This is a genomic window from Streptomyces sp. NPDC051921, from assembly GCF_040680975.1.
Taxonomy (GTDB): Bacteria; Actinomycetota; Actinomycetes; order Streptomycetales; family Streptomycetaceae; genus Streptomyces.
In genome coordinates this window covers 24,974-46,808 of record NZ_JBFAXU010000028.1, presented here as the reverse complement: position 1 = coordinate 46,808, position 21,835 = coordinate 24,974, and the positions used below count along the sequence as shown (strand labels likewise).

The 21,835-nt window shown below is 74.0% G+C and carries 15 protein-coding genes and 1 pseudogene; 8 read left to right on the top strand and 8 right to left on the bottom strand.

Going from position 1 to position 21,835, the window contains the following annotated elements; translation table 11 throughout:
- Positions 1-26: 26 nt before the first annotated feature.
- From AB0M16_RS30855 to AB0M16_RS30835, 5 genes and pseudogenes are all read left to right on the top strand, one after another.
- The gene (locus AB0M16_RS30855) at positions 27-320 is read left to right on the top strand and encodes a DUF503 domain-containing protein (RefSeq protein ID WP_365348776.1); all 294 of its coding nucleotides are present in this window, start codon (positions 27-29) and stop codon (positions 318-320) included.
- A 29-nt stretch (positions 321-349) separates the two neighbouring features.
- Positions 350-790 carry a 30S ribosome-binding factor RbfA gene (gene rbfA, locus AB0M16_RS30850; protein ID WP_365348774.1) on the top strand — a complete coding sequence of 147 codons (441 nt, stop codon included), beginning with the start codon at positions 350-352 and terminating at the stop codon, positions 788-790.
- Positions 787-1,686: a tRNA pseudouridine(55) synthase TruB gene (gene truB / locus AB0M16_RS30845; protein ID WP_365348772.1), complete on the top strand. Its 900-nt coding sequence runs from the start codon at positions 787-789 to the stop codon at positions 1,684-1,686. Before rbfA ends, truB begins: the two co-directional genes overlap by 4 nt.
- A 200-nt stretch (positions 1,687-1,886) precedes the next feature.
- Positions 1,887-2,330 (top strand): annotated as a pseudogene (locus tag AB0M16_RS30840) (trypsin-like peptidase domain-containing protein); the annotation flags it as partial.
- 3,111 nt (positions 2,331-5,441) lie between these two features.
- Positions 5,442-6,410 carry a bifunctional riboflavin kinase/FAD synthetase gene (locus AB0M16_RS30835; protein ID WP_365348901.1) on the top strand — a complete coding sequence of 323 codons (969 nt, stop codon included), beginning with the start codon at positions 5,442-5,444 and terminating at the stop codon, positions 6,408-6,410.
- A 19-nt stretch (positions 6,411-6,429) separates the two neighbouring features.
- Here AB0M16_RS30835 and AB0M16_RS30830 read toward each other — a convergent pair whose 3' ends face one another.
- The 8 genes from AB0M16_RS30830 to eccE all read right to left on the bottom strand — a co-directional run bounded on the left by AB0M16_RS30830 (position 6,430) and on the right by eccE (position 18,237).
- Complete coding sequence (locus AB0M16_RS30830) at positions 6,430-7,422, bottom strand: ABC transporter ATP-binding protein (protein WP_365348770.1); 993 nt, start codon at positions 7,420-7,422, stop codon at positions 6,430-6,432.
- Between the two features lie 13 nt (positions 7,423-7,435).
- Entirely contained in the window at positions 7,436-8,410 is a 975-nt protein-coding gene (locus tag AB0M16_RS30825; protein WP_365348768.1) for an ABC transporter ATP-binding protein, read from the bottom strand.
- Positions 8,407-9,291, bottom strand: a complete 885-nt coding sequence (locus tag AB0M16_RS30820) for an ABC transporter permease (RefSeq protein ID WP_365348766.1) — start codon at positions 9,289-9,291, stop codon at positions 8,407-8,409. Before AB0M16_RS30820 ends, AB0M16_RS30825 begins: the two co-directional genes overlap by 4 nt.
- The gene (locus AB0M16_RS30815; protein ID WP_365348899.1) at positions 9,288-10,325 is read right to left on the bottom strand and encodes an ABC transporter permease; all 1,038 of its coding nucleotides are present in this window, start codon (positions 10,323-10,325) and stop codon (positions 9,288-9,290) included. Before AB0M16_RS30815 ends, AB0M16_RS30820 begins: the two co-directional genes overlap by 4 nt.
- 34 nt (positions 10,326-10,359) lie before the next feature.
- Positions 10,360-12,213 (bottom strand): ABC transporter substrate-binding protein, encoded by a 1,854-nt coding sequence (locus AB0M16_RS30810; protein WP_365348764.1) that lies wholly within the window; start codon positions 12,211-12,213, stop codon positions 10,360-10,362.
- Between the two features lie 206 nt (positions 12,214-12,419).
- The gene (locus AB0M16_RS30805; RefSeq protein WP_365348762.1) at positions 12,420-15,722 is read right to left on the bottom strand and encodes an SCO5717 family growth-regulating ATPase; all 3,303 of its coding nucleotides are present in this window, start codon (positions 15,720-15,722) and stop codon (positions 12,420-12,422) included.
- A 227-nt stretch (positions 15,723-15,949) separates the two neighbouring features.
- Positions 15,950-16,627 carry a hypothetical protein gene (locus AB0M16_RS30800; RefSeq protein WP_365348897.1) on the bottom strand — a complete coding sequence of 226 codons (678 nt, stop codon included), beginning with the start codon at positions 16,625-16,627 and terminating at the stop codon, positions 15,950-15,952.
- Positions 16,628-16,911: 284 nt separating this feature from the next.
- The gene (gene eccE, locus AB0M16_RS30795; RefSeq protein ID WP_365348760.1) at positions 16,912-18,237 is read right to left on the bottom strand and encodes a type VII secretion protein EccE; all 1,326 of its coding nucleotides are present in this window, start codon (positions 18,235-18,237) and stop codon (positions 16,912-16,914) included.
- 192 nt (positions 18,238-18,429) lie between these two features.
- Here eccE and eccB point away from each other — a divergent pair, with 192 nt between their 5' ends.
- The 3 genes from eccB (at position 18,430) to AB0M16_RS30780 (ending at position 21,826) form a co-directional block, all read left to right on the top strand.
- Positions 18,430-19,977: a type VII secretion protein EccB gene (eccB, locus tag AB0M16_RS30790; RefSeq protein WP_365348758.1), complete on the top strand. Its 1,548-nt coding sequence runs from the start codon at positions 18,430-18,432 to the stop codon at positions 19,975-19,977.
- 13 nt (positions 19,978-19,990) lie between these two features.
- Entirely contained in the window at positions 19,991-21,262 is a 1,272-nt protein-coding gene (gene mycP / locus AB0M16_RS30785) for a type VII secretion-associated serine protease mycosin (RefSeq protein WP_365348756.1), read from the top strand.
- A 105-nt stretch (positions 21,263-21,367) separates the two neighbouring features.
- Positions 21,368-21,826: a hypothetical protein gene (locus tag AB0M16_RS30780; RefSeq protein ID WP_365348754.1), complete on the top strand. Its 459-nt coding sequence runs from the start codon at positions 21,368-21,370 to the stop codon at positions 21,824-21,826.
- Positions 21,827-21,835: the final 9 nt, after the last annotated feature.

Below are 21,835 nucleotides of genomic sequence, written 5' to 3'. Positions count from 1 at the left end.
CGAACCGGCGGGACATCCGGCACCGCATGTACGTGGGGACTCTGTCCTTCGATCTGCTCCTCGGCGACGTTCATTCGTTGAAGGAGAAACGCTCCGTCGTCCGGCCCATCGTCGCCGAGCTCCAGCGCAAGTTCTCCGTGAGCGCGGCCGAGGTGGGCGACCAGGACCTTCACCGCAGGGCCCGTATCGGGGTCGCTCTGGTGTCCGGGGACGCGGGGTTCGTATCGGACGTGCTCGACCGCTGTGAGCGGCTGGTCGCGGCCCGGCCCGAGGTGGAGCTGCTGTCGGTGCGACGCAGACTCCACACTGATGAAGACTGAATGAGCAAGGCAAAGAAGGAGAAGGACCAGTGGCCGACAACGCGCGGGCGAAGAAGCTGGCGGACCTCATCCGGGAGGTGGTGGCCGAGAAGCTGCAGCGCGGCATCAAGGACCCGCGCCTGGGTACGCACGTGACCATCACGGACACCCGCGTCACCGGTGACCTGCGGGAGGCCACGGTCTTCTACACGGTCTACGGCGACGAGGAGGACCGGGCGAGCGCCGCCGCCGGCCTGGAGAGCGCCAAGGGCATCCTGCGCTCGGCCGTCGGCAAGGCCGCGGGCACCAAGTTCACCCCGACGCTGACCTTCGTGGCGGACGCCCTCCCGGAGACCGCCAAGAACATCGAGGACCTCCTCGACCAGGCGCGCGCCTCCGACGCCAAGGTGCGGGAGGCGTCCTCGGGCGCCACCTTCGCCGGTGACGCCGACCCGTACAAGAAGCCGGGCGAGGACGAAGCCGCCGAATGAGCACCGCAGGGAACACGCCCGACGGCCTTGTCATCGTCGACAAGCCGTCGGGCTTCACTTCGCACGACGTCGTGGCCAAGATGCGCGGGATCGCCAAGACCCGCCGGGTCGGCCACGCGGGCACGCTCGACCCCATGGCCACGGGCGTCCTCGTCCTCGGCGTGGAGCGGGCCACCAAACTGCTCGGTCACCTCGCGCTGACCGAGAAGGAGTACCTGGGCACCATCCGCCTGGGCCAGACCACGATCACGGACGACGCCGAGGGCGAGATCACGGCGTCGGTCGACGCGTCGAAGGTCACCCGCGAGCAGATCGACGCGGGCGTGGCCGAGCTCACCGGCGACATCATGCAGGTGCCGTCGAAGGTCTCCGCCATCAAGATCGACGGCAAGCGGTCCTACGCACGGGTGCGCGGCGGCGAGGAGTTCGAGATCCCGGCCCGGCCGGTCACCGTCTCCTCCTTCCGGGTGTACGACGTGCGCGAGGACACCGCGGAGGACGGCACCCCGGTCATGGACCTGGTGGTCTCCGTCGTCTGCTCCTCCGGCACGTACATCCGGGCGCTCGCCCGTGACCTGGGCGCCGGGCTCGGCGTGGGCGGTCACCTGACCGCGCTGCGCCGCACCCGGGTCGGCCCGTACAAGCTGGACGGCGCCCGCACCCTGGACCAGCTCCAGGAGGAGCTCACGGTCATGCCGGTCGCCGAGGCGGCCGCGGCGGCGTTCCCGCGCTGGGACGTCGACGAGAAGCGGGCCCGGCTGCTCCTGAACGGCGTGCGCCTGGAGATGCCGGAGTACCCGGCGGGCCCGGTCGCGGTCTTCGGACCGGACGGGCGTCTGCTCGCGCTGGTCGAGGCCCAGCGGGGCAAGGCGAAGAGCCTGGCCGTCTTCGGCTGAACCACGCTCGACATCGCGTCACGGTGGGGCGGGCACGCGTGCGTGCCCGCCCCACGATCCCCCTCCGGGAGAGGTCTGTCCTCCCGACGATCACCCATTCACCCCTTCGGGTAGGCGCTCGGAGCGAAGGGGGGAGTGCAAGGGGGCGCGTTCGTCTCATGCGCTTCTCCCGCTGATCACCGGCGACCTACCGTCGACCCATGGGGAGAGGGGACCGGGCGACACTGGTGCGGATCGAGGATCCGACCGGGCGACCCGTCGGGACCGGCTTCCTCGCCGACCACCGGGGCACCCTCCTCACCGGCCACGAGGTGGTCGCCGGACACGCCTCCCTCCGTCTGGTCACCCCCGACCGGCCCGCCTGGCACGCCACCGCCGCCGACATCACCCCGCTGCCCGGGACCGGACTCGCGCTCGTCCGCACCCACGACCTGGGCGCCCGCCCGCTGCCCCTCGCGGCCCGGCAGGGCATCGAACCCGGCACGTACGTACGGATCTCCGCCCACGGCTGGCGCGAGGCCCGCGTGCTCGGCGCCACCGCCGGACCCGCCCTCGAACTCGCCATCGGCACCGAGGGCGCCGAAGCCCTGCACAACGGGGGAGCGGCCGCCGGAGGCCCGGTCCTCGACCCCGTCACCGGCGCCGTCCTCGGCGTCCTCGGCACGGCCGCCCACGGCGACCGGCGCGCCGCCGGGCACGCCCTGCCCGTCCCGCCCGACGGGCCGCTCGCCGCGCTGCTGGCCCGTAACGCCGCGACCGTCCCCTGCTACGGGCCGGACCTCAACCTGGCCGGCGTCCTGGAGCTCACGGCCACCACCACCGGAACCCCCGAGGACCCGCCCGCCCTCCGCGTCCCTGACGACGGCACCGCGCTCGTCCTCGCCGTCGTCGGCGTCCCCGGCACCGGCCGCACCACCGCCCTCGCGGCCCTCTCCGCCGCCCGCGCCCGCGGCCCCGCCCCGGCGCCCACCGTCTGGCTGCGCGGCGCCGACCTGCGCTCCGACGACCGGTGCGTCGCCGACGCCATCGGGCGCGCCCTGCGCCGCGCCGGGCGCGTCGCCGCCGCCTCCGGCACTCCCGGCGACCCGGCCGCCGTCACCCCGGAACAGGCCGCCGCCCTCGCCCGGGCCGCCGGCCGGCCGCTGCTCGTCCTGCTCGACGCCCCCGAGGAGATGCCGCCGGTCCTCGCCCACCGGCTCGCCGCCTGGACCGGCGCCACCGAGCAGTGGCTCACCGCCCACGGCGCCCGCCTCGTGATCGCCTGCCGCCCCGAGCACGCCGAGCAGGCCGTCGGCCTGTACGCCACGGAGCCGGCCGTCGTCCACCTCGGCGACCTCACCGAGGCGGAGGCGGTGGAGGCACGCCGCCGGCACGGGGTCCCCGACGACGGCATCGCCGCGCCGGACGCCCGGCACCCGCTCGCGCTGCGGCTGCTCGGCGAGGTCCGGGCGGCGGCGCGCGGCGAGCTGCCGGGCTCGCCCGACCGCGACGCGATCTTCCAGGCGCACCTGGACCTCATGTGCCTGCGGATCGCGGTACGGATCGCCGCCGCCGGCCGCCCCGTGCAGCGCGGCACCGCCGTCCGCCGCCTGGCCGCCCGGGTCGGCGGCCGGGTCCACGAGGCCGCCCGCCGCTGCCTCGGCCCCGGGCAGGGCGAACTCGACCGGGAGTCCTTCGAGGAGCTCTTCCCGTGGCGCACCGGCTGGGCCTCCGCCGTCCTCACCGAGGCCCTGCTCGTCCCGGCGGGCGGCGGCTACCGCTTCGCCCACGAGGAGCTCGCCGACTGGCTCCAGGGCGCTCACCTCGACATCGACCGCGCGCTCGACACCCTGATCCACCACCCCACCCCGCTCCCCGTGCCACGCCACCGCATCGGCCCCGTGCTCCAGGCCCTGCGCCAGCTCCACCGCGACCACGGCCCGGCCGGCCTCGCGCCGAGACTGGCGGCCCTCACGGACGCCCTGGCCGCGTTCGCGGACGCCGAGGACATCCCCGGCCGAGCCCCGGCACCGCCCCCGACCCCGGGGTCCGCGTCGCCGCCGCCACTGGGCTCGGTCCCGGGCTCGGTCCCGGTCCCGGTCCCGGGCTCTGTGCCGGGCTCTGTGTCGGGGTCCGCCTCGGGTTCTGCACCGGTGCCGCCCCTGGGCGCGGCCCCGGGTTTCGCGTCGGCCTCCGCCCCGGCGCCGCCCCCGGGCGTGGGCCCGGCCTCGGGCGTGGGCCCGGCCTCGGTCCCTGCCCCTGCCCCTGGCCCGGCCCCGGCGTTCGCGCCGGCCTCCGCCGTGGTGCCGCCGGGTCCCGCGTCGGGCTGCGTCTCGGGTGCCGGCGCGGCTTCCGCCTCGGCGCCCGGGTCGGCTGTCCGGACGCACGGTTCCGGGCCGGCCTCGCCGTGCGCCGGGGTGTCGGCCAGCGCCGCTCCGGGTCCGGCTGACGGCGGGGCCGGCCGGGAGGCGGGTGCGGGGGGACCCGGCGCCGGCCCCGGGCCGCGCGGTGGGCGCCCGCCACGGGCGGCGGTCGGGTGCGCCCCCCAGGCCGCCGAGGGCGTCTGGTGGGCCTCCCGGCTGCTCGCCGGAGCGCTGGAGGGCGTACCGGATCTCCGGCCGTATCTGGGCGTGCTGCGGCGGCTCGCCGATCACATCGGGGCGCGGCCGGGGGAGCGGGCGGCCTTCGACGCCTTCGGCGTCGCCTTCTGGGACGCGCTCGCGCCGGGCGAGGGTGAGGGGACGGACCTGCTGCGCCGGCTCGTGCCCGCCGACCCGGCGCCAGGAGGCGCCCGCTACCTCGACCTGGCCGCCGCGCGGCTCAGGGCCGACCCGCGCGGGGTGCAGCCGCTGCTCTGCCGCTGGTTCGGAGACGAGCGGCCGCTGGCCGGAGCACCCGGCGCCACCGTCGGAACGGCCGCGCAGGCGCTCCTGCACACCCACCGGGCGCTCGCCGTGGACGACCTGTGCGAAGCCCTGGTCGCGACCGCGCACCCGCTCGCCGAGGGCCTGCTCGCCGCACTCGCCGAGGACGAACCGGCCGCGCTGTGCCGGGCCGTGGACCGATGGGCGCACGACGACGGGCGCCCCGAGCGGCGCGCCGCGGCCGCCGCGTACGGGCAGCTCGTCGCCCCCCACGTGCGGACCGCGGACGACCGGAGCACCCTGCGCTACGCGGCCCTCGCCCTGCTCGCCCGGCCCGGCGACCGGGCGCTGCACGGCGCCGCCGTCGGGCTGCTCGTCCGCGACCCGGACTCCCGCGCCCGGTTCCTGCCGCGCGCGCTCGCCGAGCCGGGCGTGCCCGTCGACGCCCTCGCCGCCGCGCTCGGCACCCACCCCGAACCCGTGCTCGACGCCCTTCGGACCCGACTGCTCGGCGCCGAGCCCGCGCCCGTCCTGCGGGCCCTCGCCCGGGTCGACACGCCGCGCCTCGCGCGGCGCGCCGCCGCCCTCGTCGGCGAGTACGCCCAGCGGCACCCCGAAGGCGCCCCGCTGGTGGCCGCCTTCGTCGACGCCCGGCTCGAGGAAGGGCCCGTCGTACGCTGCGTGCTGCACCCCCTGGTCAGGCACCTCCTCGGGCTCCCGGCCCCGCGCGCCGCGCTCGCCCCGGTGCTCGCCGCGCCCGGCAGCGGAGCCTCCCGCTTCCTGCGCGCGGAGCTCCGAGACATGGCGCACACCATGCCGATGCCTACGCAGCCGCATGCTCATGGCAGTCTTAGACCTGCGCCAACAGGCGTACACGCGGACTTGGGTACAGGCGGACGAGGAGCGGTCACAGTGCAGCGCTGGCGTGGCTTGGAGGACATCCCCCAGGACTGGGGGCGCAGCGTCGTCACCATCGGCTCCTACGACGGAGTGCACCGCGGTCACCAGCTGATCATCGGGCGGGCCGTGGAGCGCGCCCGCGAGCTCGGCGTCCCCTCGGTCGTCGTCACCTTCGACCCGCACCCCTCCGAGGTCGTGCGCCCCGGCAGCCACCCGCCGCTGCTCGCCCCGCACCACCGCCGCGCCGAACTGATGGCCGAGCTCGGGGTGGACGCGGTGCTGATCCTGCCGTTCACGGCCGAGTTCTCGCAGCTGTCCCCGGCGGACTTCATCGTGAAGGTCCTCGTCGACAAGCTGCACGCCAAGCGGGTCATCGAGGGTCCCAACTTCCGCTTCGGCCACCGCGCAGCCGGCAACGTCGCGTACCTCGCCGAGCTCGGCGCCACCTACGACTACGACGTCGAGGTCATCGACCTGCGCGTGTCCGGCGCCGCGGGCGGCGGCGAGCCCTTCTCGTCGACGCTCACCCGCCGGCTCGTCGCCGAGGGCGACATGGCGGGCGCCGCCGAGATCCTGGGCCGCCCGCACCGTGTCGAGGGCATCGTCGTGCGCGGCGCCCAGCGCGGCCGCGAGCTCGGCTTCCCGACGGCCAACGTCGAGACCCTGCCGCACACCGCGATCCCGGCCGACGGCGTCTACGCGGGCTGGCTGACCGCCGCGGGCGAGCGGATGCCCGCCGCGATCTCGGTGGGCACCAACCCGCAGTTCGACGGCACCGAGCGGACCGTGGAGGCGTACGCGATCGACCGCGAGGGCCTGGACCTGTACGGCCTCCACGTCACCGTCGACTTCCTCGCCTACGTGCGCGGGATGCTCAGGTTCGACACCCTGGACGACCTGCTCGTGGCGATGGCCGACGACGTCAAGAAGTGCCGCGAGCTCACCGCCGCCTACGACGCGACCGCCCCGCACGACGCCTGACGGCCCTTCGGCGCGCCGCTCAGCCCGGCGCGACCGCCCGCCGCGTCCAGTGGCAGGCCGCGGAGCCTTCCCCGCCCGCACCGAGGACCTGCGGGTCCTCGGTGCGGCAGCGGTCGGCCACCTCGGCGGCCGCACCCGAGGCGAGGACCTGGCAGCGGACGTGGAAGCGGCAGCCCGACGGGATGCGCGCAGGGTCCGGAGGCTCCCCGGTCAGCACCACCGGGTCGCCCCCGGATTCCGGCAGGACGGACAACAGTGCCTGGGTGTAAGGGTGCTGAGGGTCCGTCAGTACGGACTCCACCGGGCCCGTCTCCACGATCCGGCCCAGGTACATGACCGCCACCCGGTCCGCGATGTTCCACGCCAGGCCCAGGTCGTGCGTCACCACGAGGGCCGAGAGGCCCAGTTCGTCGCGCAGACGCAGCAGCAGGGCCAGGATCTCGCCCCGTACCGACGCGTCGAGCGAGGCCACCGGCTCGTCCGCCACGATCAGTTCGGGCTCCAGGACCAGCGCACCCGCGATCACCACGCGCTGCCGCTGCCCGCCGGACAGCTCGTGCGGGTAGCGCAGGAAGAAGCGCTCCGGCGGGCGCAGCCCGGCCCGGGACAGCGCCTCGGCGACCGCCGCCCGCTCGTCCCCTCCGTAGCCGTGGATGCGCAGCCCCTCCGCCACCGCGTCGTACACGGTGTGCCGCGGGTTCAGCGAACCGCTCGGGTCCTGCAGCACCAGCTGGGCCCGTCTCCGGTACGCCTTCAGCGACCTGCCCGCGTACGACAGCGGCGCGCCGGCGAAGCGCACCTCGCCCCCGCTCGGCCGGACCAGGCCGAGCAGCGAGCGGGCGAGCGTCGTCTTGCCGCAGCCGGACTCGCCGACCAGCGCCACGATCTCGCCCGCGCCGATGTCCAGGTCCACCCCGTCCACGGCCCGGGCGGCCGCCGCGCCCCGACGCCCGGGGAACACCACCCGCAGGCCCTCCGCCGACAGCAGCGGCGCTCCCGCATCCCGGCTCATACCCTGCTTCCCTTCACGACCCGCTCCCCACGTGTACGCAGGCCGCCCGGCGCCCCGCGCCCGCGTCCCGCAGCTCCTGGTCCTCCAGCGCGCACCCCTCGACCGCCACCGGGCAGCGGGGGTGGAAGGTGCACCCGGGCGGCAGGTCCGCCGGGTCCGGCGGGTCGCCCGGCAGGCCCCGCGGGGCCCGCCGCGAGGCCGGGTCGCCGATCCGCGGGAACGCCGAGGACAGCGCACGCCCGTAGGGGTGCGCGGCGGCCTCGTACACCGCTTTCGCCGGCCCCTCCTCGACGACCCGCCCCGCGTACATCACGGCCAGCCGGTCGCAGGTGTCGGCCAGCACCGCCAGGTCGTGGCTGATCATCAACAGGCCGATGCCCTGCTCGGCGACCAGCTGCTCGATGAGCCGCAGGATCTGCGCCTGGATCATCACGTCCAGCGCGGTCGTCGGCTCGTCCGCCACGATCAGCCGCGGATCGCAGGCGAGCGCCATCGCGATCATCACGCGCTGCCGCTGCCCGCCGGACAGCTCGTGCGGATACGCCGCCGCCCTCGCGGCCGGCAGGCCGACGTGCTCCAGCAGCTCCCCGGCCCGGGTGCGGGCGGTCGCCGGGGTGGCCCGGCCGTGCACGAGCAGCGGCTCGGCGATCTGGTCACCGATCCGCCGCACCGCGTTCAGCGAGTGCATCGCGCCCTGGAAGACGATCGACGCGCCCGCCCAGCGCACCGCCCGGAGCCGCCCCCACTTCATGGCGAGGACGTCCTCGCCGTCGAGCAGGATCTCCCCGGTCGTCCGCGCCGTGGCCGGCAGCAGCCGCAGCAGCGCGAGCGCCATGGTCGACTTCCCGCACCCGGACTCCCCGGCGATCCCGAGCTTCCGCCCGGCGGGCAGGCTGAGGTCGACGCCGCGCACGGCCGGGACGGCGGCGGCCCCCGACCCGTACGTCACGCTCAGGTTCCGTACTTCGAGCAGACCCGGCGTGCTCATCGGCTCACCCCCAGCTTCGGGTTGAGGACGGACTCGACCGCCCGGCCGCACAGCGTGAAGGCGAGCGCGACCAGCGCGATGGCGATCCCCGGCGGTGCCAGGTACCACCAGTGCCCGGACGACACCGCTCCCGCCTCACGGGCGTCCTGGAGCATCCCGCCCCAGGACACCACGGTCGGGTCGCCGAGCCCGAGGAAGGCCAGGGTCGCCTCGGTGAGGATGGCCGTCGAGATGCCGAGCGTGGTCTGGGCGAGGACGAGCGGCATCACGTTCGGCAGCACGTGCCGGGTCATGACGTGCCCGTGCCCGCCGCCGAGCGCGGTCGCCCGCTCGATGTACGGGCGGGACTCGACCGCGATGGTCTGCGCCCGCACGAGTCGCGCGGTGGTCGGCCAGCTGGTGACGCCGATCGCCACGATCACCGTCCACATCGACCGGGACATGACGGTCGCGAGCACGATCGCCAGGACCAGCGTCGGCATCACCAGGAACCAGTCGGTGATCCGCATGACGACCGTGGAGAACCAGCCGCCGTAATGCCCCGCGACGATCCCCACCAGGGTGCCGATGGCCACCGACAGCGTCGCCGCCAGCAGTCCAACGAGCAGCGAGATCCGTGCGCCCCAGATCAGCAGCCCGAGCAGCGACCGCCCGAACTGGTCGGTCCCCAGCGGGAACTCGGCACTGGGCGGTTCCAGGGCGGTGCCCGGCGCGTTCGTCACCGACTGCACGTCGGCGCCGACGGTCAGCGGCGCCGTGAGCGCGAGGAGCCCGATCAGGGCGAGCCCGGCCAGGCCCCACAGCCCGGCCCGGTGCCCGCGGTACTGCTTCCAGAAGCGGGCGACGGTGCCGCGGCGCCGCTCCCATGCCAGTGACGTCATCGGCCCACCCGGGGGTCGAGCAGCGGATAGAGCAGGTCGGCGATCAGGTTCATCACGATCATCGCGCCGGCGAAGACCACGAACAGGCCCTGCACGAGCGGCAGATCGGGCACGCTGAGCGCCTGGTAGAAGAGGCCGCCGAGTCCCGGCCAGGAGAACACCGTCTCCACCAGGATCGAACCGGCCGCGACATGGCCGAGGTTGATGAAGACCATGGTGACCGTCGGCAGGAGCGCGTTCGGCACGGCGTGCCGGCGCCGTACGGTGTCGTCGCGCAGGCCCTTGGCCCGGGCGGTGGTCAGATAGTCGCTGCCCATCTCGTCGAGCAGCGAGGACCGCATCACGAGCAGGGTCTGGGCGTACCCGACCGCGACCAGGGTGAGCACCGGCAGGACCATGTGGTGGGCCACGTCGAGGACGTGGCCGAAGCCGGTCTCGCCGGTGCCGGACTCCATGCCGCCGGTGGGGAAGAGGCCCGGGATCGGACCCATGCCCACCGAGAACACGATGATCAGCAGCAGGCCCAGCCAGAACGACGGCACCGACCACAGGGTGAGGGCCACGCCGGTGTTCAGCCGGTCGCCGAGACTGCCGTGCCGCCACGCCGAACGGGTGCCCAGCCACAGGCCGAGTGCCGAGTAGAGCAGGACGGCCGTGCCGGTGAGCAGCAGCGTCGCCGGGAGCTTCTGCGCGATGAGCTCGCCGACCGGGGCGCGGAACTGGTAGGAGGTGCCGAGATCGCCGGTCAGCGCCTTGGCGCAGTAGTCGGTGAACTGCTGCCAGATCGGCAGGTCGAGGCCGAACTGCCGTCGCAGGGTCGCGAGTTGCTCGGCGGTGGTCGGCATGCCGTGGGTCATCGTCTTCACCGGGTCGCCCGGGATGATCCGGAACAGGAAGAAGCTGGTGACCAGGACGGCGAGCAGCGAGACGGCCGCGCCGGCGACCTTCGTCGCCGCGTGCCGCAGATAGGGCAGGGCCGTACGGGTGCGGGGGGCGCCGCCCTCCGTGGTGCGGGCCGCGTCGGCCCGGACCACGGAGGAGGCGGATGTGCTTGCGCTCGTCACGGGGCTACTCGCGGTCGTCGGCGGTGGAGCGGCGGCGCATCATCAGGAAGATCCCGGCGCCGGCGACGACCACGACGGCCGCGCCGATGCCGACGATCACGCCCGTGGACGAGCCGCCGCCGTCCGACTCCGCGCCGGCGGCCCCCGCCGCGGGTGTGGCCGACCACCAGCTCCAGTAGCCGTCCTGGCCGTACAGGTTGCCGCCCGCCTCGGGCATCGTGGTGATGGAGCCGATCTGGTCGGTGCGGTAGGCCTCCAGGGCGTTCGGGTACGCGATGACGTTCATGTACCCGGTGTCGTACAGCCGCGACTGCATCTGCTTGACGAGGGCGGCGCGCTTGCCGGCGTCGTACTCGACGGCCTGCTGGGCGTACAGCGCGTCGAAGCGCGGGTCGCAGATGAAGTTGTCGGTGGCGCCGGTGTCCTTGGGCGTGGCGGGCAGCGTGCCGCAGGTGTGGATGGACAGCACGTAGTCCGGATCCGGGTTGACCGACCAGCCGTCGAAGGCGAGGTCGTAGTCGCCCTTCACCCACGGGTCGGAGACGCTGTCGAGGCACTCGACCTTGAGCCCGATGCCGAGCTTGCCCCACCACTCCTGGAGGTACTTGCCGATCGCTTTGTCGTTGGGGTCGGTGGCGTGGCACAGGATGCGGAAGTCCAGCGGCCTGCCGTCCTTGCCGGCCCGCTTGCCCTCGGCGTTCTTCCGGTAACCGGCCGCGTCCAGGACCTGCTCGGCCCTGGCGGGGTCGTAGGAGCGCTCCTGGGCGTCGTCCGGCTGCCAGAAGTACGAGCCGAAGCGCGGCGGGATGTAGCCCTCGCCCTCGACGGCGTGGCCCTGGTAGACCTTGTCGACCAGGGTGGCGCGGTCCACGGCGAGGAAGAGCGCCTTGCGCACCTCGGGGTCGAGCAGCGCCTTGTTCCCGTTGCCGAAGGCCCTGCCGTCCTTGGCGCGGGCGCCGGGGTTGGTGGCGAGCGCGAAGAAGCGGCGGCCGGGGGCGTCGTTGACCTTGATGTTCTTCTGGGTCTTCAGGGCGGCGGCCTGAGCGGGCGTCAGGTTCGGTACGAAGGACACCTCGCCCTTCTGGAGGGCCGCGACCGCCGCGTCGCCGTCCTTGTAGTACTTGAAGACCAGTTCGTCGAACTTGGGCGCCCCGCGCCAGAACGTCTTGTTGGGCTTCAGCTTGATGTACTGGTCGACCTTGAAGTCGGTGATGACGAACGGGCCGTTGCCCACGATCGGGAACTGCTGGTCGTTGTTGAACTTCGAGAAGTCGCCGACCTTCTCCCAGACGTGCTTCGGCACGATCGGCACGTCGAGCGCCGTCATCGTCGCCTGGGGCTTCTTCAGCTCGATGACCAGGGTCTGCGGGTCCGGCGCGGTGACCTTCTTGAAGTTGGCCGTGAAGCTGCCGTTGGCGGTGGCCGCGTTCGGGTCGGTCATCATCTTGTTGAAGGTCCAGGCCGCGTCCTCCGCGGTGGCCTGCTGCCCGTCGGACCACAGCGAGTCCTTGCGGATCGTGTACGTCCAGGTGAGCTTGTCAGGCGAGGACTTCCACTCGGTCGCGAGGCCCGGGATCGGGTGCGCGTCCTTCGCGTCGTAGTTCGTCAGGTACTCGTAGGCCAGCCGGTGGATGCTGGTGGAGACGAGCTTCTGGGCGAGGAACGGCGAGAGCGAGTCGACGCTCTGCGAGACGGCGACGGTGAGCGTCGTGCCGCCGCCCGCCTTTCCGTCCGCCCTGGCGTCCACCGCCTGGGCCTGCGGGGCGGCCACGAGCGAGGCGGCCGTGACGCCCGCCGCGGCCAGCAGGCGGAGGGCTCTGTGGGTGGGTGCCGGACGGGGTGGAACCTTCGTGACCATGACCATGGGACGTGACCTCGCGTCGGGGATGCGTGCGTCGGTGAGCTGCCGTGGATCTTGGGCTGACGATGGATGAAGCGAAGGTGTATCAGCGGTGGTCTGCCGTCGTCAACGATGTCTCAAACACCGTGTGGGCTGCGGGAATGCCAAAAGGCCCCGTACCGGAACACCGGTACGGGGCCTCATTGGTCTACTCCTGTGACGCCCTACTGCTGAGGGGCTGGCGGAGCCTGCGGAGGCTGCTGCGGGGCCTGCTGCTGCCAGTTGGGCGGCGGGACCTGCCCCTGACCCTGCCCGTGCGGATCCGCCTGGGGCGGCAGCGGCTGCGCCGGGGGCTGCTGCCACCCCTGCGGCACGCCCGGCTGACCGGGCTGCGCCCCGTACGGATGTCCGGGCGCCGGCTGTGCTCCGTACGGCTGACCCGGCTGACCCGGCGCCGGCTGCGGCAGATAGGGCTGCTGGTACGGCTGACCGGGCGCGGGCGGCTGCGGCGGGTAGGGCTGCCCGGGCGCCGGCGGCTGGGGCGCGTACGGCTGGCCGGGCACCTGCTGCCCCGGCATCGGCTGACCGGGCGCGAACTGGTCCGGCGCCTGCTGCCCCGGCATGGGCGGAGCCATGTGCGGGGGCAGCGCGCCCTGGCCGTCGGCGGTCCACAGGCCCTGCGCCTGCTGCGCCCGTACGAAGTCCTCCGCCACCATCGCCGACAGGTTGAAGTACGCCTCGCGGGTCTTCGGCCGCATCATGTCGAGGTCGACCTCGGCGCCGGCCGCCAGGTGCTCGTCGAACGGCACCACGACCACACCGCGGCAACGCGTCTGGAAGTGCTGCACGATGTCCTCGACCTTGATCATTTTTCCGGTCTCGCGCACGCCGGAGATCACCGTGATCGAGCGCTGCACCAGCTCCGCGTAGCCGTGCGCCGACAGCCAGTCCAGCGTCGTCGAGGCGCTGGAGGCACCGTCCACGGACGGCGTGGAGATGATGATCAGCTGATCGGCCAGGTCGAGCACCCCGCGCATCGCGCTGTACAGCAGACCCGTGCCGGAGTCCGTCAGGATGACCGGGTACTGCTTGCCCAGGACGTCGATCGCGCGCCGGTAGTCCTCGTCGTTGAAGGTCGTCGAGACGGCCGGGTCGACGTCGTTGGCGAGGATCTCCAGGCCGGACGGCGCCTGCGAGGTGAAGCGGCGGATGTCCATGTACGAGTTGAGGTACGGGATCGCCTGCACCAGGTCGCGGATGGTCGCCCCGGTCTCACGCCGTACGCGGCGGCCGAGCGTGCCGGCGTCCGGGTTGGCGTCGATCGCGAGGATCTTGTCCTGCCGCTCGGTGGCCAGCGTCGCGCCCAGCGCGGTGGTCGTCGTGGTCTTGCCGACACCGCCCTTGAGGGAGATGACCGCGATCCGGTAGCAGGAGAGCACCGGCGTCCGGATCAGCTCCAGCTTCCGCTGCCGCTCCGCCTCCTCCTTCTTGCCGCCGAGCTTGAACCGCGCCGAAGCGCCCGGGTTCCGGCTGGACTTGGGCTTCTGCTTGTTGTTGCGCAGCAGCCGGTCGGAGGACAGCTCGACGGCCGCCGTGTACCCGAGCGGCGCGCCCGGCACGGACCGCTCCCGCTGGTCGTGCGTCACGGCGGAGGGCCAGGCGGCGCCGGTCCGGGGGTCGATGGGGCTGCCCGGTCCGACGGGACCGGCGGGACCGGCGGGGGGCTGGCCCGGCTGACCCGGCTGTCCCGGGTGGGGGAAGCCGTAGCCGGCCTGCGGCGGCTGGGGCGCCTGCGGGGGTACGGACGCGGGGGCGCCGGGCTGGGGCAGCGGCTGGCCGGGCTGCGCGGCCTGGCCGGGGTGCGGGAAGCCGTATCCGCCCTGCGGGGGTACGGGCGGCTGGCCGGGCTGGCCCTGCTGGCCCGGCTGCGGGAAGCCGTATCCGCCCTGCGGGGGCAGGGGAGGCTGGGCCGCCTGCTCGGGCCCGCCCGGGTGGGGGAAGCCGTATCCGCCCTGCGGGGGTACGGGCGGCTGGCCGGGCTGGCCCTGCTGGCCCGGCTGCGGGAAGCCGTATCCGCCCTGCGGCGGCTGCGGGGCCTGCGGCGGGACGGGGCCGGGGGCGGCCGGCGTCGCGGGCGCGGGCCAGGTCCCGGCGGCGGGCAGCGGCGCGGCCTGCGGCACCGGCCGGTCGGCCGGGGCCGGCTGGGCGGGCCACTGCGTCGCGGGCGCGGGCGTCGCGGGCTGGAACGACGGCGGCAGCGGCGGCAGTCCGGCACCCTGCCCCGGAATCTGCCCGGCCACGGGCGGCAGGGCGCCGGGCAGGGCGTCCTGCGGGGCCGCGTCGGAGGGCACGGAGGGCACGGAGGGCACGGAGGGCACGGGGGGCGCGGCGAGCGGAGCGTCGGCGGGGCCGTCCGTACCGGGCGCGGGCGGGGCCGGCGCGAGATCGGAGCCGGGCGCTGCCGGGGCCGTCGCGTCGGGCGTCGCGGTGTCCCGGGTGCCGTCGAAGGCGGGTGCGGGCGCGTCCGGCGGGGTCGTACCGGCGGAGGCGTCCGTGGACGTGTGCGCCGGGGCGGCGGCGTCGGAGGCGGTGCCGTCGGGCGTGTCCGCGGTGGCCGAGTCCGAGGTCTCGGCCGACGTGGCGTCGGCGGACCCGTCCGCGTCGACGACCGCCGGGACGGCGTCGCCGTCGGTGGCCGGCGCGGCGGTGTCGTCGGCGCCGTCCGCCGAGCCGAAGCCCGGGGCGGCGACCGCGTCGGACGCTTCGTCAGCCACCGGAGCGGTCTGCACCGGCTCGGCGTCGACGCTCCCCGCGTCGTTCGCGTGCGCGACGGCGGGGGCGGCCGGGGCGGTCGGAGAGAGGTCCGCGGAGGGCGTCTGTGCCGTCCCGTCCGCCGGGGTGACGGCACCGGCGGTGTCCAGGGGCGCGGGCGCGGGAGCCGCGGCGGGCAGGACCGGGGCGGGAGGAGCAGCGGGCGCGGCAGGCGGGGGCGCGAAAGGCGCCGAAGCCTCGCCCGCGGTCGTCTGCTGCTCCGCCAACTCCGCCATCTCGCGCTTCAGCGCGGCGGGGGAGAAGCGCATGGTCGCACCGCTCTCCACGTCTCCGCCGCCGAACGGCGCGGCCGCGGCGGGCGCCGGGGCGGCGGCCGGAGGGGTGACGGGCGTCGGAGCGACAGGTGCCGCGACAGGGGCCGGAGCGGCAGGTGCCGGAGCGGCAGGTGCCGGGGCGCCGGCGGCGGGCGGGACCGGCTCCGCAGGCGCGGCCGGGGGCGGCGGCGGGGTCGGAGCACCCCAGCTCGGCTCGAAGCCGCCGCTCGCCGGAAGGCCGGGAACGGCGACCGGCGCGCCGGTCGGCGGCGGAGGCGTGGGCGCCCCGCCGCCCGTGCCTCCGGACGCGTTCTGCGTGTACCAGGCGGGAGGGGTGTAGTCGATGGTGAACTCACCCGTCATCTCGGCGGGATCTGCGTCGGACTGATCGTCGACGGGTGGGTTCCAGCCCCCGTGGCTCTCGTCCCGATCGCGGTTCACTTTGCCTCCTGGTGTGGTCCTGCACCCTTGTGCCGTCATGGGCGGGCACATCCCACCCTAAACGCCAACCGTGTCGGTCGGGCAGGGCCGACGGCCCACCGCTGCCCGCCGTGAGGACCGGTCGCGTCCCCCAAGTGACCCGCGGGTACCGGAGAGTTAAACCCTCGGTGCTCCAAACCCATACAAAAGCGGACAGGTTCGGCGGTACCCCACGGACTCGTTCCGGCTCAGTCCATCCGGCGGGCGCTGCCCAACAATCCGGTCTCGGCGTCCGTGGCCTGCGTCATCACGAACTGCCGGTCGCCGGGGGTGCACCACAGGGTCACCCCGTCGGCCAGCGTCGACAACGTCTCCCACTCCGCGCGCTGGAGCCCCATGATGCGGCCGATCTGCGCGGCCTCGTCGGGGGAGACCCGCTGCACGCCGACGAGCGAGGACTTCTCCAACAGACGCGGCGCCACCGGGCTCAGATAAGGAAGGAGCGTGAGGACCGACTGCCAGGGGCCGGACACGACCCGGCCGCGCGGCGGCCGCATGCCGCAGTCGCGGATCACGACCACGGGGCTGCCCGCGGACGCGCCCTGCGGCGGCACCCGGCCCACGTCGTGCAACGTGATGCAGGGCTGGCCGCCCCCGGCCGCCTGGGCCAGCGCCGTCCAGGCCTGGGCGCGGCCGGTCTCGACGGCCACCCGGGCGCCGGTCGCCGCCGCGCGCAGCGCGAGCACCTGCGCGGTCCACAGACCGCCGATGAGCGTGACGTCGTACGGGCTGGGCCGGTTGATGCCGAGCACCGCGGGCCGGCCCTCGGCGTCCACGCCGACCACCATGCCGTCGTCGCCCACCGGCAGTGCCAGCGCGCCGAGTTGGTCGACGGGTACGGAGTGGCGGTCGCGGCGCGGGCCGATGAGCCCGAAGCCGAACCGGGGCTTCGAGCCCCGCCCCGCACGCCGACCGCCGTGTCCACCGCCGCCGGTACGGGCTGCCGCCCGCCGCCCGGGCACACCACCGGTCACACCGCCGGGCGCCGCGGCACCGAAGGGCGAGGCAGCGCCACCCGTCGCGGGCCCGCCGCCCGGGCCAGGACCGCCCGCACCCGGCACCGTGCCAGGACCCGCCGGACTCCCCGGACCGCCAGGACCGGCGTGACCTCCCGGTCCCGCCGGGTTCACCGCCCCCGTAGGAATGGTCATCAGCGCGCACCCCCCAGCGGCAGCGTCGCCAGCATGCCCGGGCCCTGTTCGCGGTCGAGCCGCACCAGCCCCGTCTTCACGCCGCGCGCCGCGCGCTCCAGTTCGTGCCGGGCGGCCACCAGTTCCTCGTCGCTGCGCCCGGTGATCCGTACATGTCCGGTGACCGTCACCTCCTGGCGGTCACCACCGCTCAGCGTCAGGCTGAAGGTCGTCGCGAGCGCCGGCAACGAGGTGAGCAGCGCCACCAGCTGCGGCATCGACGCCCCCGCACCGCCCGCGCCGCCCAACTGGGGCCAGCGGCCCACCCAGTACGTCGTGTGGCGCCGGTCGTCGACCCGCCAGGTGCGGGCCGTCTCCTGCGTGCGCCGCCCCTGCGCCTGCCCGCGGCCCGCCTGCGCTATCGCCATCGGGCTGGCGCACGTGGAGGTGGCGAGGGCCGAGACGAGCTCCTGCTCGGTGAGGACCGTGGCCCGGAACCCGGCACCCGCGAGTCGGCTCGCCAGCTGGTCCGCCGCCCGTACGACGCACTTCTGCGCGCCCTCCAGGCCGCCCCCGCGCGCCTCGACCGCCTCCGGGCACAGCTCGGGGTCGAGCTTCAGCGCGATCCAGGTGATCCGGACCGCGGGCGAACCCGTCTGCGCCTGCAGGGGACCGTAGTTGCGGGCCGCCATCGACTGCGCGGGCAGGTGCGGCGCGGGCGCGGGCTGGGTGTGCTGCACGACCTGCGCGGACTCCAGGCGGATGCCGTCCACGGACAGGACGTCCTGGATCAGTCCGACGGGCAGCGGGCGCGCCCCGCGGTCGGGGCGCAGTGCCGTGGCCTCGGACTCGACCCGGACGACCGCGGTGAGGAAGGTGCCGTCGCCGATCATCCCGATCGGCCGCCGGTCACGGTCGCTGTACGCGTACGTCCGCAGCGCCGGGTCGCACTCCACGAGCGGGGCGAGCCCCGGCTCCGTGCCCTCCGGCACGGTGAAGGAGGCGGCGCGGCGGGAGCGGGCGCGCAGGGAGAAGAAGGTGGAGAGCCACTCGGGCAGCGAACGCCGGTGCCGGCGCACCACCGCGAGCAGCACCAGCAGCGCCGCCGCCACACCGGCCGGCACGAGCATCAGTTTGTCGACGACCGCGGCCACCAGTAGCAGCGCCGCCGCCACCTCGATCAGCACGAGTTGTTGCAATCGGAACGAACCGAAGTGTCCCGGACGTGCCTGGAGTCTCGGGGAGACCGAGGACGGAACCGGCGAATCGGGCCCCGAGGAGGGGGAGACGGAGGGTGCGGAAGGCGCCGCGGCCGCCCTGGGCCGCGTCCGCGTCGCGGAAGCCATGATGGAGAATCCCCCTCAATTCGTCCCGATCACCGTGGCCCGCCAGGCCTTTGGCGGCTGGATCACCCTACCCGCCCCACGCGCACCGACGGACAGCAGGCATAGTAGGGGGCCGGTCCGACAGGCCGGGGGCCGGGCGCCATGCTCCCCGGACTCCCGCGCGGAGACTGCGCCAGACGAAAATGGGGACTCATGGCATCACGGCGGGACGAGCTCAACGCGTACACCTTTGCGAAGAAGCGCACGGTCGCGGCATTCCTCCAACCCACTCCCTCGGGCACGGAGGAGGGGGCGCCCAAGCCGCTGCGCGCGGTCGTTCCCGGCCTGGTCATCGGCGCGCTGGTGATCGCGGGCTTCGGCGCGTGGGGCATGTTCAGGCCGACCGCGCCCAAGGGCTGGGACGAGCCCGGCACGAAGGTGATCGTCGGCAAGCAGTCCACCACCCGCTACGTGGTCCTCACCACCGGCAAGGGCAAGGACAAGAAGACCCTGCTCCACCCCGTGCTCAACCTGGCCTCCGCCCGGCTCCTGCTCAACCCGGACGACTTCCAGGTCATCCAGGTCGACGACAAGACCCTGGACGAGGGCAAGCCGCCGCGCGGCCCGATCCTCGGCATCCCGTACGCCCCCGACCGGCTCCCCGCCGCCGAGGACGCGGGCACGCAGAAGCGCTGGGCCGTGTGCGAACAGCCCGGCGGCGGCAGCGGCGGCAGCGTCCAGAAGGCCACGTTCCTGTTCGCCCCAAGGGACTTCAAGCGCACCGACGACAAGACCAGGAAGCTGGGCGCCGGCGAGATCCTGTACGTGAAGGGGCAGAAGGACAGCGCCCAGTACCTCGTCGACCACACCGGCACGAAGTACCTGGTCAACGACAAGTCCCCGAACCTCACCACGGCGCTCTTCGGCGTCAACCGGCAGCCGCAGCAGGTCACCGACGACTGGCTGGCCACCCTGAAGACCGGCGAGCCCGTCGACTTCCCGACCGTCCCCGGCGTGGTCGGCACCAAGGCCGGCGCGAGCACCGAACTCAGCCAGACCGAGGACCAGGTCGGCATGGTGCTGCTCGCCCAGACCGGCTCCGGCCCCCAGCACTACGTCGTGCTCCAGGGCAAGGTGCAGCCCGTCTCCGACTTCACCGCCTGGCTGCTCATCAACTCCCCGAAGGCCGTGGGCCTCGGCATGAAGGGCAAGCCGAAGCCCGTCGACGCGGCGTCCGTCGCGAGTGCCACGCCCGAGGCCTTCGAGGGCACGCGCCGCTGGCCGCAGCGGAAGTCCACCCAGATCAACTCCACCGGCGGCACGGGCGCCCGCGACACCATCTGCTCGGTCCTGGAGAAGGTCGGAGAGAAGGGCGAGACGACCCTGTCGACCTGGGCGGGCCCCAAGTACCCGGCTGACATCACGGCCGGCGGCACCAGCACGTACGTCACCCCCGGCACCGGCCTGCTCTACACCCAGACCCAGGGCCGGCAGTCCAAGCCCGACGGCTCCCTCTTCCTGGTCACCGACACCGGCCTGCGCTACGCGGTGCAGGCCAACGGCGACAGTGACGCGGGTCGTTCGGAGATCGGCGCGGGGGAGCAGCAGCAGCCGGACGGACGCCCGGAACCCAGTGACGCCCAGAAGCGCCTCGGCTACGAGAAGGTCGTCCCGGTCCTCGTACCGCTGGAGTGGTCGGAGTTCCTGTCGAAGGGCCCGCGCCTGGACACCAACAGCGCGCGCCAGCCGCAGGGTTCGTGAGAGGGCGGCACAGGTGACGACACCCACGCGCAGGAGCGCGGCCCTGCTGGCGGCCGCGACCCTCACGGCCCTGCTGGCGGCATCCCCGGCGTCGGCGGTACCCGCGGTGTCCGCCGAGACCCCGGGTCCGGTGGGCGTGGACGGCAGTGGCGAGTGCACATTCCCGATGAAGAAGCAGATCGAGGGCATTCCCTGGGCGCTCCAGCGGGTGCTGCTCGACGAGCTGTGGCAGGACACCAAGGGCAAGGGCGTCCGGGTCGCCGTCATCGACACCGGCGTCGACGACGTCAACCCGCAGCTGAAGAGCGCGGTGGACGCCAAGGCGGGCAAGGACTACCTGAAGCCCGACAAGGAGAACCCGGGCAGCGGCGACGACCAGCGTGGCAAGACGGACGGCACCGTCGACCTGGTCGGCCACGGCACCAAGGTCGCCGGCATCATCGCCGCCCGCCCGAGCAAGGGCACCGGCTTCGTGGGTCTCGCTCCCGAGGCGACGATCATCCCGATCCGCCAGAACGACGAGAAGAACAGCGGCAAGTCCGACTCGATGGCCGAGGCCATCAAGCACGCCCTCGCCAAGGGCGCCGATGTCATCAACATCTCGCAGGACACCACCCAACCCCTCAGCGAGAACTCCTCGCTGGGCAGGGCGGTGGCCCAGGCCATCGACGCGGGCGTGGTGGTCGTCGCCTCGGCGGGCAACGACGGCATGGACGGCAAACTGAAGAACACCTACCCGGCGGCCTTCCCGGGCGTCCTGGCCGTGGCCTCCTCCGACCGCAACAACGAACGCGCCGCGTTCTCGCAGTCGGGCACCTTCGTGGGCGTCGCCGCACCGGGAGTCGACATGGTCTCCACCGTTCCGGGCGGCGGCCAGTGCGTCGACAACGGCACCAGCTTCTCGGCCCCGTACGTGGCGGGCGTGGCGGCCCTGCTGAAGGCCAAGTACCCCACGTGGAAGCCGGCCCAGATCGTGACGAGGATCGAGCAGACGGCGATCCGTTCCATCAACGGACATGACAATCACGTGGGTTGGGGAGTGGTCGACCCGGTGCGCGCCCTCGCCGACGGCCCGGTCCCGCCCCTCACGGGCCCCACCCCGGACCCGGGCCCCCCGAAGGCCCCGGCCCCCGAACCGGCCCACATGGCCATGTCGGAGACCCCCCAGGAGCGCGACGAACGCCTGGCCACGTACGCGCTGGGGATCGGCGCGGTGCTCGTCGCGGTGGTCGCGGGCGTGGCGGTCGTGATCCGCGACAGCCGGCGCCGAGGCGGGACCGCCTGATGAGCCGTCGGATGAGTAGGAATACCTAGGTAGCTTTGCAGTTGGAACTGTCGTACCGAGTGGTTAGAGTGGGCGAGTTCGTGCATGTGACGAGGGGGAACTGAAGTGGCAGGGCCGAACGGGGACGGCGGCAAGAAGGACCTGGAAGTCGAGGACGTGACGCTCCAGACCTTCCAGACGCGTATGCAGAAGCTGGTCGACGATCTGAAGGGCTCGCCCGCCGAGCACAAGAAGATCGGCGAGCAGAAGGTCACGGCAGCCTCCTACGGCACGGGCTTCGCCGCGGCCGGCGAGCTGCACGGGGCGTACGAGAAGGTGCGCACGCGGCTCGAAGAGCTGACGAAGATCTTCGGCGAGACGATCGAGGCGATGGGGATCCGGGCCCAGATCGCCGACAAGGGCTACACGGGTGTGGACGAGGAGGAGCGGCAGCGCTTCTCGGAGATCCAGAAGAGCACCAAGGCCGACTACGACAAGCACAACGAGGCGGCTCAGGACCCGGCCAAGCCGCAGCAGCCGGCCAAGCCGACCACGAACACCGGCGATTCCGGCGGATTCAGCTAAAGCGGGGGA